8 protein-coding genes are annotated in these 12,248 nt (G+C 70.5%); all 8 read left to right on the forward strand.

Features of this window, described 5'->3' with window-relative positions:
- The first annotated feature begins 21 nt into the window (after window positions 1–21).
- The 8 genes from atpD (at window position 22) to ACEN9V_RS01015 (ending at window position 12,199) form a co-directional block, all read left to right on the forward strand.
- Window positions 22–1,476, forward strand: a complete 1,455-nt coding sequence (gene atpD / locus ACEN9V_RS00980; RefSeq protein ID WP_144765305.1) for a F0F1 ATP synthase subunit beta — start codon at window positions 22–24, stop codon at window positions 1,474–1,476.
- Window position 1,477: 1 nt separating this feature from the next.
- On the forward strand, window positions 1,478–1,741 hold the full coding sequence (locus tag ACEN9V_RS00985; RefSeq protein ID WP_056124084.1) for a F0F1 ATP synthase subunit epsilon: 264 nt from the start codon (window positions 1,478–1,480) through the stop codon (window positions 1,739–1,741).
- A 5-nt stretch (window positions 1,742–1,746) separates the two neighbouring features.
- A complete protein-coding gene (locus tag ACEN9V_RS00990) occupies window positions 1,747–2,508 on the forward strand; it encodes a YaaA family protein (protein WP_413603023.1) in 762 nt (253 codons plus the stop codon).
- Window positions 2,509–2,606: 98 nt separating this feature from the next.
- A complete protein-coding gene (locus ACEN9V_RS00995) occupies window positions 2,607–3,161 on the forward strand; it encodes a hypothetical protein (RefSeq protein WP_413601777.1) in 555 nt (184 codons plus the stop codon).
- Window positions 3,162–3,228: 67 nt separating this feature from the next.
- A complete protein-coding gene (locus ACEN9V_RS01000) occupies window positions 3,229–3,984 on the forward strand; it encodes a hypothetical protein (RefSeq protein ID WP_413601778.1) in 756 nt (251 codons plus the stop codon).
- A 3-nt stretch (window positions 3,985–3,987) separates the two neighbouring features.
- Complete coding sequence (locus tag ACEN9V_RS01005) at window positions 3,988–4,809, forward strand: PP2C family protein-serine/threonine phosphatase (protein WP_281264742.1); 822 nt, start codon at window positions 3,988–3,990, stop codon at window positions 4,807–4,809.
- Between the two features lie 125 nt (window positions 4,810–4,934).
- A complete protein-coding gene (locus ACEN9V_RS01010) occupies window positions 4,935–6,347 on the forward strand; it encodes a serine/threonine-protein kinase (RefSeq protein WP_402728876.1) in 1,413 nt (470 codons plus the stop codon).
- Entirely contained in the window at window positions 6,344–12,199 is a 5,856-nt protein-coding gene (locus ACEN9V_RS01015) for an Ig-like domain-containing protein (protein WP_413601779.1), read from the forward strand. Before ACEN9V_RS01010 ends, ACEN9V_RS01015 begins: the two co-directional genes overlap by 4 nt.
- Window positions 12,200–12,248: the final 49 nt, after the last annotated feature.

Genomic DNA, 12,248 nt, shown 5'->3' on the forward strand with positions numbered 1-12,248 from the left:
ACCCTCAGGAAGGCACCAGCCATGACCGACACCGCAACCACCGCGGTCGAGACGTCGTCGGCGCCCGGTGTCGGCCGGATCGCCCGTGTCACGGGTCCCGTCGTCGACATCGAGTTCCCGCACGACGCAATCCCGGAGATGTACAACCTCCTGTTCACGACCATCACCATCGGTGACTCGTCGCAGGAGATCGGCCTCGAGGTCGCGCAGCACCTCGGCGACGACCTCGTCCGTGCCATCTCCCTGAAGCCGACCGACGGCCTCGTCCGTGGTCAGGAGGTCCGTGACTCGGGCGCCCCGATCTCGGTCCCCGTCGGCGACGTCACCAAGGGCAAGGTCTTCGACGTGCTGGGCAACGTGCTCAACACCGACGAGAAGCTCGAGATCACCGAGCGCTGGCCGATCCACCGCAAGGCCCCCGCGTTCGATCAGCTCGAGTCCAAGACCTCGATGTTCGAGACCGGCATCAAGTCGATCGACCTCCTCACCCCGTACGTCCAGGGTGGCAAGATCGGTCTGTTCGGTGGTGCCGGTGTCGGCAAGACCGTCCTCATCCAGGAGATGATCCAGCGCGTCGCGCAGGACCACGGTGGTGTGTCGGTGTTCGCCGGTGTCGGTGAGCGCACCCGTGAGGGCAACGACCTCATCGGTGAGATGGAAGAGGCGGGTGTCTTCGACAAGACGGCCCTCGTGTTCGGCCAGATGGACGAGCCGCCGGGAACGCGTCTGCGCGTCGCCCTGTCGGCGCTGACGATGGCGGAGTACTTCCGCGATGTCCAGAAGCAGGACGTGCTCCTCTTCATCGACAACATCTTCCGCTTCACGCAGGCCGGCTCCGAGGTCTCCACGCTGCTCGGCCGCATGCCGTCCGCGGTGGGCTACCAGCCGAACCTCGCCGACGAGATGGGTGTGCTCCAGGAGCGCATCACCTCGACGCGTGGTCACTCGATCACCTCGCTGCAGGCGATCTACGTCCCGGCCGACGACTACACCGACCCGGCGCCGGCGACCACGTTCGCGCACCTCGACGCCACGACCGAGCTCTCCCGTGAGATCGCGTCGCAGGGCCTCTACCCGGCGATCGACCCGCTGACCTCCACGTCGCGGATCATGGACCCCCGGTACCTGGGCGCCGACCACTACCAGACGGCGACCCGCGTCAAGCAGATCCTCCAGAAGAACAAGGAACTGCAGGAGATCATCGCCATCCTCGGTGTCGACGAGCTCTCCGAAGAGGACAAGATCACGGTCGAGCGCGCTCGTCGTATCCAGCAGTTCCTCTCGCAGAACACGTACATGGCGAAGAAGTTCACCGGTGTCGAGGGCTCCACGGTCCCGCTCAAGGACACGATCGAGTCCTTCCGCGCCATCGCCGACGGCGAGTTCGACCACGTGGCCACGCAGGCCTTCTTCAACGTCGGTGGCATCAACGACGTCGAAGAGAAGTGGGCGCAGATCCAGAAGGAGAACCGCTGACATGGCGGGTCTCACCGTGAGTGTCGTCTCGGCGGACCGCGAGGTCTGGACGGGCGACACCACCATGGTCGTCGCACGCACGACAGAAGGCCAGATCGGCATCCTGGCGGGTCACGAGCCGATGCTCGCGATCCTCGCCCAGGGCCAGGTCCGCATCACGCGGGCCGACGGTTCGACCGTCGCGGTCGACGCTGAGGATGGGTTCCTCTCGGTCGAGCACGACACGGTCACGATCGTGGCGCGGCAGGCCGCGCTGGCCTCCTGACCGGACTGACCGTCCTCCTCCCGCCTTCGGAGACGAAGCGGGAGGGCGGGGACACGGGAACCACCCTCGACCTGGGTGGTCTCTCGTTCCCGGAACTGACCCGAGAGCGGGCCGCGGTGATCGCCGCGGCCCGCTCCGTCAGTTCCGAGGAGTCCACCGCGCGGACGGCGCTCAAGCTCGGACCGAAGTCGATCGCCGAGCGGTTCCGGAACCTCTCGCTGGACACGTCGCCGACGCTGCCGGCGATCGAGCGGTACACCGGGGTGCTCTACGACCCGCTGGACGTCCCGTCGGCCTCTGCGGAGGTCCGTTCCTGGTGGTACCGGCACGTGGTCGTCCAGTCCGCGATGTTCGGGCCGATCGGCGCGGGGGACCAGATCCCGGCCTACCGGTTGTCGCACGATTCGCGCCTCGGGCCGTTGCGCCTCGCGTCGCACTGGCCCGCAGTCGCGACCGCAGCGTTGTCAACCAGGGGTGGTGGACTGGTCCTGGACCTGCGCTCGGAGGGCTACCGCGCGCTCGGTCCGGTCGACGGCGCCGTGGCCCTGCGGGTCGTGAGCGTCGACGGCAGCGACCGCCGGAAGGCGCTGAACCACTGGAACAAGACCGCGAAGGGGCGACTGGTGTCGCTGCTGGCTCGGGCCGATGCGTCGATCGGGTCGATGGACGACCTCGTCGCATGGGCGACGTCCGTGGGCGTGCTGGTGGAGCGCTCGGACACCGGGTGGGACCTGGTCGCCGAGAGCCTGGAGCCGGCCTCCGTCTGATCGGCGGCCGTTCCTCCACAGGCGCCCCGTACGTCGCGCTCACCACGGAATCGCCTCCGTCACCGCTCTGGAGGCTCGGTGCGCGTTTCGATCGACGCATGAACCTCGACGTCGCACGATCGTCCAGCTCCCCGTTCGTCCATTACCCGCGCGAGATCGCAGCAGCCGTGACCCTGCCGGTCGCCGCCGCCGCGCTCGTCGCGCCCGGCACCGCGCTCCTCGACACCGCCGGCCGGTCGGCCGTCGCGACCGCGTGCGCCGCACTCGCGACCCGGATGGCCCTGGTGCGGTTCATCGGTGCCGCATCCGGACCGGACCTGCGGGCGGCCCGACCGTTCGACCCCTTCACGGACCCGACCCCGCCGGCGTTCCACGGCCGCGGCCCGGCTCCGTCACGCGACCGCATCCGGACCGCTGGCGCACGGTGCACCGCGGTCTGGCACGGCTGGAAGCAGCAGGGCGCACCGCGTGACGAACGTCGGGGCGTCGCGGGAGCGGTCGCGCTCGGCGCCTGGTGCTCATGGGCGATCGGTGCGTTGACGGAGGCCGAGGTCCGAGCCGGGTACGCGCTCGACGTGGTGCCGGACGACGCGTTGGCGCTCGTCGTCCATCGATCGGCCCGGGCCGGGGCGCGCCCGGAGTGGTGGGGGTGACGGGGCGTGCACCGGATCGTCTACGGTTGTGAGACCGCACCGCGGGCAGGACGCAGGGAGGCACCACGTGCACGACGACGCCGATGACGTCGAGGACACGGTGATCCGTCCTCGGTCGCGGCCGCTCGGATCCGCTCGCGCGCAGGACGCGATCGACGACACGGTCCTCCGGGTCCCCTCGGGTGGCGGGTCGCACGGATCGGACCTGCTCGACGACGGCCCACTCGGGGACACCGTCATCCGTGGGCCGCGCACTGCGCCGGACCCGTCGACGGTCCCGGAGGACACGGTCCTCGGGCCGCGTCGGACCGCGCCGTCCACGCGGCCGACGGCCTCCCTGTCGGACGCGCCCCCGAGCCTCCCGACCGTCCCGGAACCAGCACGCACCCGCGTGCCGTCGATCCGCGTCGGCGGACGCGTCATCCGACTCGACCACCCGGTGGTGATCGGCCGGCGTCCCGCGTTGCCGCGTGTCGTCCGAGGGCCGGCGCCCGAACTCGTGACCGTACCGTCGCCGCTCGGACAGGTGTCGTCGTCCCACCTGCTCGTGCACGCCGAGGGCGAAGCCGCGGTGGTGGACGACCTGCGCTCGACCAACGGGACCGTCGTCCGGCCCGCCGGCTCGGCGCCGTACCGGATGGCGTCGGGTGCGTCGATCGTCGCGCTGACGGGTACGGTAGTCGAGATCGGGGACGGCATCGTGGTGGAGATCCTCTCGCCGCACCTCCGGCTCACGCCAGGGGCCGACGGTGTCCCGCCGTCGCTCCACCAGCCTCCGACCCCTCAGACCGGCACGCCCCGAACCCCCAGAGAGCGATCCTGAAACGTGACCGAACTCGGCCGAGCAGCCGCCGCCCACGCCATCGACGTCCCCGGAACGGACGGCGCCACCCTGACGCTCTCGTGGGGAGCCGCGACCGACGTCGGTCGTCGCCGAGACCACAACGAGGACAGCTACATCGTCGAAGCACCGTTCTTCGTCGTCGCGGACGGCATGGGTGGACACCTCGCCGGTGACCGCGCGAGCGACGCCGTTGTCCGTCGCCTCGGTGACTCGGTCGACGGGCCGTTCGGTACCCGGCAGTCGATCCAGCGCGCGCTCCTGCTCGCCACGGCGGACATCGAGCGTGCGGCGGGCGGCAACGCGATCGGTGCCGGCACGACCGTGACCGGACTCGCGCTCGTCGCGTCGAACGGGCAGCCGGCAGCGCTCGTCTTCAACGTGGGTGACTCGCGCACCTACCGGGTCGACGACGGCGTCCTCCGTCGGATCACGGTCGACCACTCGGTCGTGCAGGAGATGGTCGACGCCGGTGTGCTGCGGGCAGAGGACGCCGAAGCGCACCCGGACAGCAACGTCATCACCCGCGCGGTCGGCTTCGGCGAACCGCCGGAGCCGGACTGGTGGACGTTGCCGCTCCGCACCGGCGACCGGTACATCGTGTGCTCGGACGGTCTGACGAAGGAGATCGGCGACGCGGTCATCGGCCGCATCGCCGCGAAGGTCGCCGACCCGCAGGAGCTCGCCGAGCGCCTGGTGGGCGATGCCCTCATCGCAGGTGGTCGCGACAACGTCACCGTCGTGGTCCTCCAAGTGGAGGACGCACCGCAGGACGGCGACCTCGAGGACACGCTGCCTCGCCACTGACGTCCCCCGAATTGGGGGCAGCGGATGGAATCCCGTACTCTGGTGTGCGGAATTCCGGCCGGCTCGTTTCCGTAGACTGAAGGGCCGAGGGGACGATCGGCTGCGGCCGGGGAGGAGAGGGTGCCATGGCGCGACGGCTACCGTCCACCCCTCCCGTGATCGCCGGGTTCAGCCCGGTGCACGTCCTCGGCTCCGGCGGCTTCGCCGACGTGTTCCTCTACGAGCAGGACATGCCGCGGCGCCAGGTCGCGGTGAAGGTCCTGCTCGACGAAGTCGTCGACGACCGGGTCCGGCAGATGTTCCAGGCCGAGGCGAACCTGATGGCTCGGCTGAGCACGCACCCGTCCATCCTCACCGTGTTCCAGGCGAGCGTCGCGGCCGACGGACGTCCGTACCTCGTGATGGAACTCTGCTCGTCGTCGCTCAGCGAGCGCTACCGGCGCGAGCCGATCCCGGTCTCCGAGGTCCTGTCGATCGGGGTGCGCATCGGTTCCGCGCTCGAGACGGCGCACCGTGAAGGCGTGCTGCACCGCGACATCAAGCCGTCCAACATCCTGCTCACCGCGTACGGCAACCCCGTGCTGTCCGACTTCGGCATCGCGGCGACCATCGGTGAGTCGGATCCCGACGAGCCGATCGGCATGTCCATCCCGTGGTCGGCGCCAGAGGTCCTCATCGACGAGTCCCGCGGGACCATCCAGTCCGAGGTGTACTCCCTCGCGGCGACGGTCTTCTCGCTCCTCGCCGGGCGCAGCCCGTTCGAGGTCCCCGGCGGCAAGAACGGTGCCGCCGACCTGATGGCGCGCGTGGACAAGGGCGGTGTGAAGCCGTCCGGTCGCACGGACGTGCCGCCGTCGCTCGAGCGACTGCTGGCGACGGCGATGTCCCGCAAGGTCCAGCAGCGTCCGGCCACCGTGATGGAACTCGTCCGCGGGTTCCAGCAGGTCCAGGCCGAGCTCGGCATCCCGCAGACTGCTGCCGACGTCGCGGTCGAGGCATGGGCCGTCGCCACGCCCACGCCGGAGGGTGACCGCACGATGATCCGGGAGCTCCAGCCGCCGAGCCGGGTCGGTCGTCGGCGCCGGACGCGTCGCCCGGTGCAGGGCGGTGTGGCGGCCACCGGTTCGCGGAGCGTCGGCACCGTCCACCGGACCGGCTCGGTCACCCGGGCCCGACGTCGATCCCGCCGAACCGTGATCTGGGCGTCCTCGGTCGCGGCTGCGGTCGTGGTCGCCCTCGCCGTGACCTCCTTCGTCCTCGTGACACGCGTCGGTTCCGGGGCGATCCCCACGGTCTCCGACGTCCGCGCGTCGACCGCCGGTCAGTCCGTCACGTTCCGCTGGAGCGACCCAGGACTCCGGAACGGCGACACCTACGTGATCTCCTCGAACGGCGCGTCGAGCCAGCAGTCGGGCACGTCGTTCGTCGTCTCCGGCAGCAAGGGCGACGAGGAGTGCATCTCGGTCGCGGTGAACCGCGACGGCAAGACCGGCGTCGCGAGTGCCGAACGGTGCGCCACGATCGGCGGCGGATCGTGATCCGGCGGCTCATCGCACAACACCGGTCCGCCGCGATCACCGTCGGCGCGTCCGTGGTCGTCGCTGCGCTCGTCGCCGGGGCCGCCGTCGTCTCGAGCGGGTACCACACGCAGCGGGTCGCGCTCGGGGACGGCACCGTCTGGGTGCCCTCGTCGCAGTACGGGGCGGTCGGCCGCGCGAACACCGCGGTCCTGCAGCTGAACACCGCGGTGGAGTCGTCCACGGACGCGCTCTCCGTACTGCAGAGCGGATCGATGGTCTACAGCGTCGACGAGACCAAGGGCACGGTCGCGAAGGTCGACGTGGCGGACGCGACGATCGGTGACCCGGTCACCCTGCCCTCCGGGTCACCGCAGGTGTTCTTCTCGGGATCGACCGCGGTCATCGGCAACCAGGAGACCGGTGAGGTCTGGTCCACGCCGGCGAAGGAGCTCGCCGATTTCGACGCATCCACCAAGGCTGATCTGACGCTCGGCGCGGACGCGGTGTTCGACGCGTCGGACGAGCACGTCGCGGTGTACTCGCCGCGGACCGGGACGGCGTCCCTCGTCGAGGTCGGCTCGACCCTGTCCGTCGCGAAGCGCTGGACCGTGCGGATGGACCGCAAGGACGACTTCCAGGTCGCGGCGTTCGGCTCCCACATGGCGGTGCTCGACCAGACGACCGGCGCGCTCTCGGTCGACGGCGACACGGTCGACCTCGGCGACCGGGTCGGTGGGTCCCCGGCGCTCCAGCGGTCCTCGGCCGACGGGGACTCGGTGGTCGTCGCCGGTGCCGCGGGTCTCGTCCGCGTCACGCCGTCGGGCGCAGTGACCACGACCGCCCTGGCGGTGTCGGGACGCGCGGCCCGACCCTACGTCGACGGCAACTGCACGTTCGGGGCGTGGAGCGGCGGGCAGGCGATCGACACGTGCGCCGGCCGCGCGCTGCAGCAGCTCGACCGGGTGCCCGGCGGTGCCGCCCTCCAGATCGTCCACAACGCCGACACCGTCGTCGCCAACGACCCGGCGACCGGGCGCTCCTGGGCGATCGACCGCAGCGGTCAGCTCATCGACAACTGGTCCGACCTGATCAAGCGGGACGACGACCAGCAGCAGGAGCAGATCTCGGACGACAACCCCGAGGTCGACAAGGACCAGAAGCCGCCGGTCGCGGTCGACGACGACCTGGGAGCCCGTCCGGGGCGCACCACGAGCCTCCCGGTCCTGCTCAACGACTACGACCCCAACGGCGACCCGATCATCGTCAGCGAGGTCGGGTCCGTCGACCAGGCCGCCGGGAAGGTCGCGATCGTCGACGACGGGCAGCGGCTGCAGATCGCCCTGTCGGACAGCGCGTCCGGGACCGTGACGTTCCCGTACACGATCACCGACGGCAACGGCGGCTCGGCCACCGCGACCGTCCGGGTCAGCGTGCGACCCGAGTCCGAGAACGACGCGCCCAGGCAGGTCAGGGACACCACGGCCGACGTGGTCCAGGGCGGGCACGTGTCGAGCAACGTGCTCGGCGACTGGGTCGACCCCGACGGCGACCCGGTGTACCTGAAGTCGGCGACCGCGACGGACGGGGACGAGGTCTCGACGACGCCGGACGGCCTCCTCGACTTCCGCAACAAGAGCGGTCGCACCGGCGACCGCAGCGTCCAGCTCGTGGTGAGCGACGGTCGCTCGGACGGCCGCGGATCCCTCACCGTGCACGTCGCCGCGCAGGGGAGCGTGCCGCTCCGGGCAGACGCGTTCCCGGTGAAGGGCTACGCAGGCAAGTCCTTCACGGTGAACCCGCTCGAGCACGTGCGGGGCGGCAACGGGAGCATCACGCTGACGAGTGTCTCGTCGGCGAGCGGCGTGACGATCACCCCGAGCTACGACGCCGGGACCTTCCGGGTGCAGAGCGACGCAGTGGGGGACCACCAGGTCGAGTACACCGTGACGGACGGCACGAAGACGTCCAGCGGGATCGTCCGCATGACGATCGCGGCCCCGCCGGACGCCTCGACCGCGCCGATCACGACCCCGAAGACCGTCTTCGTCAACACGCTGTCGACGAAGGACACCGACGTCACCGCCACTGACATCGATCCGGCGGGCGGGGTCCTCCTCGTCACGGCGCTCGACGGACCCGCGCGGGGTTCCGGCGTGCAGGCGAGCATCCTCGACCAGCACACGATCAGGACGACCCTGTCGGCACCGCTCGACGGACCGGTGACCTTCACCTACACCGAGACGAACGGCCTCGCGTCGTCGCCCGGCACCGTCACGGTCGTCGAGATCCCGAAGCCCGACCGGATCCAGCCGCCCGTGGCGCAGCCGGACACCGCGACGGTCCGGGTCGGGGACGTCGCGAACATCGACGTCCTCGCGAACGACACCCAGCCGGAAGGCGAGCCGCTGACCCTGCAGCCGGACCTCGTGCAGAACGTCCCCGGCGACGGCGGTCTGCTCTTCGCCTCCGGCGACCACCTCCGGTACCTTGCGCCGAAGACCCCTGGCAACTACACGGCGGTGTACCGCGTCGCCGGCCCGGACGGACAGTCCGCGGACGCCGCGGTCTCGATCTCGGTCCGTGAGAAGGACAGTGCCACGAACAACCCGCCGGTGCCACAGACGGTCACGGCTCGTGTCGTCGCGGGCCAGGCGGTCAGCATCTCCGTGCCGCTGAACGGCATCGACCCGGACGGGGACTCCGTGCAGCTGGTCGGGGTGGCGTCGAACCCCGACAAGGGTTCGGTCAGCGACATCGGTTCCGACTCCCTGACCTACGAGGCCGGGGACTACTCGGCCGGCACCGACGAGTTCACCTACACGGTCGTCGACGCGCTGGGCGCTCGCGCCACGGGCACCATCCGCGTCGGCATCGCACCGCGGGCCGAACAGGCGTCGAACCCGGTGGCCGAGGCGGACCACGTGACGATCCGGCCGGGCGGCTCCGTGACGGTTCGCGTGCTCCAGAACGACTCGGACCCCGAGGGCGGCGACCTCACCGTCTCCAAGGCCGAGCCGACCGCCAAGGACGTCACCGCGAAGGTCCTGCGGAAGCAGGAGATCCGCGTCACCCCGCCGAAGACCGCGAAGAGCGGAGACTTCGCGGTGCTCTACACGGCGTCGAACGAGAGCGGCGGCGCGAGCACGGCGTTCCTCACGGTCACCGTGGACAAGGACGCGCGCCCGCTCCGTCCCGAGGTCGACGACACCACGCTCGACCTGCAGGACATCCTGCACCGGCAGAGCGTGACCGTCGACGTGCTGAAGAACGTGTTCTTCGCCGAGGGGTCGACGTCGTCCCTGACCGTCGGTGTGGTGGACGGCTACGGCGACACCGCCCGCACCACGACCGACGGTCGGATCTCCGTTCGGCTCACGGACGACTCGCAGGTCATCCCGTTCTCGGTCGCCCGGCAGGACCACCCGGACATCGTGTCGTACGGGTTCATCCACGTCCCGGGGTTCGACGACGCCCTCCCGCAGGTCAACCGGTCAGCGGGCGCGATCACGGTGAAGAGCGAGTCGACCATCAGGATCCCGCTGTCGAAGTACGTCGTGACCGCGAACGGGCAGACCGCCAAGATCACCGACCCCGGCACGGTCAAGGCCACCCACGCGAACGGCGACGACCTCACCGTCGACTCGTCCACGTTGCAGTTCACGTCGGCGAAGCTGTACTACGGCAACGCGTCGATCTCGTTCGAGGTGACCGACGGCTCGAACGCCAACGGCGGCAAGGGGCGGGTCGCGACCCTGGTCCTCCCCGTGAAGGTCACGCCGCGCTCGAACCAGCCGCCCGCGTTCACCGGGTCCTCGATCGAGATGCAGCCGGGCGACTCCCGGACGCTCGACCTCACGCGGCTGACGGACTACCCGTACCCGAAGGACCTGCCCGAACTGCAGTACTCCGTCGTCAGCCAGCCGTCCTCCGGGACCACGGCCACGATCTCCGGCCAGCGACTGACGATCAAGGTCGCGGACTCCGCCCAGAAGAACACCTCGGCGACGATCGGCGTCGGCGTCGCCGATGCCGCGAACGCCGGCCGGTCCGGTCTCGTGACCGTCGGGATCGTCGCGTCCACCAGGCCGCTCGTGCAGCCGGGGGCGGACAGCGCCGTCGCGAAGCGTGGATCGTCGACGACGATCGACGTCCTCGCGAACGATCAACCGACCAACCCGTTCCCGAACGAGCGCCTGCGCGTGGTGAACATCCGCGGGCTCGCCGGCGGCCTGCCCTCCGGCGTCACGATCACCCCGAGTGCCGACAAGTCACGGCTCCAGGTGTCCGTCTCGGGCACCGCCAAGCCCGTGAACACGAACCTGCAGTACCAGGTCGCCGACGCGACGAACGACCCCGACCGGTACGTCTGGGGCGACGTCACGATCTCGGTGCAGGACGTCCCGGACGCCCCCGGTACCCCGACACGCACCGGGTCGTACGACGGCGGGCAGATCACGCTGACCTGGTCGGCGCCGCAGGCGAACAACTCGGCGATCACCGGCTACCGGGTCACCGGCACGAACGGCGTGTCGAAGGACTGCGGGACCTCCACCGTCTGCACGCTCACTGATCTCGACCCGAGCGCGTCCTACCGGTTCTCGGTCATCGCGGTGAACGCCGTCGGGACGTCTGATCCGTCGCCGCAGTCGGCGCCGTTGAGTGCTGACTTCGTCCCGGCACCGCCGACCGGAGTCAAGGCGGTGCCGAACTCGTCCTCGCCGAACCGACTGGACCTGTCCTGGAACGCGGTTCCGCGGCCCGGACGAGGAACGGCCGTCGACAACTACGTGGTCACGATCGACGGACCCGGGTCCTCCACGACCAGGAGCGTCGGGACGGCGACGAGCGCCTCCTTCGACGGCCTCACCGGCGGGGGCAACTACACCTTCACGGTCTCCGCGCGCAACGACGCGGACCGGGACGGCAGCCCGGTCCAGTGGAACTCCGCCTCGGCCTCGGCGACCGCGGTGGGCAACCCCTCGGCGCCGAGCGGGCTGTCGGCGACCGGGCAGTCGAGTGGCGGACAGACGAAGGTCTCGATCACCTTCGGACCCTCGGACGGCGGCGGGACCGACATCCGGGAGTACTGGCTGTTCCGACTGTCGTCGCAGTCGTTCAACTGCTCGGCCGTCACACGCAACGACGCGACGCAGATCGGCGGCGCTGGCACCCAGTCGTTCGCCGACACCCCCGGCGGTGACTCGAATTACTACTACGCGGTGGTCGCGGTCAACTCCCTGGGCTTCTGCGCGTCGAGCGTCGTCGGCCCGGTGCAGTCGTACCTCACGCCGTCGGGCCCACGAGCGGACGTCGGTCTCCCCGGCCAGTCCGACAGCGCCGGTCGGTACCCGGTCGTCGTCTCGAACTTCCGTGTGGACGCCGGTCGCGCGACGCTCTACCGCGTCGCGCTCGCGAACGGTGACAGCGCCACCACGTCAGGGGACGCCGTGACGCTCTACCCGTCGGCGCAGGACTTCGGGAACTCGCTGGCCGTGACGGTCTCGGCCTGCCGGCTGGCGAACAACGGCGGGCAGTACTGCACCGACGACACCGCTGTCGGGAACGCGGTCCCGCTCAACACCCGGGCCACGGCCGTGGCGCCCACCGCCGGCGGGAAGATCGCGCTCAACCCGCCGCAGAACGTCGGGTCGCCGACCGTCACCTACTCCATCCGCATCTGCACCGGTGCCATCGGCGAAGGCGTCTTCGGATGCGCCGACGGTGACGCGAACGGGAAGTACGCGGAAGGGTCGACGATCCCCGCGGACGCGACGAAGATCACCGTGCAGGCGACCGTCGCCGGCAGAACCGACTCCAACCCCACCGAGCAGGACGTCGCGCCGGCCCCGGCTGCCCCGCCGGCGGGCTGAACGACCCACGACGACCGACCCGAGCCGACCGACACGAGGAACCCCTTCA

Source organism: Curtobacterium sp. Curtsp57, from assembly GCF_047324335.1.
GTDB lineage: Bacteria > Actinomycetota > Actinomycetes > Actinomycetales > Microbacteriaceae > Curtobacterium.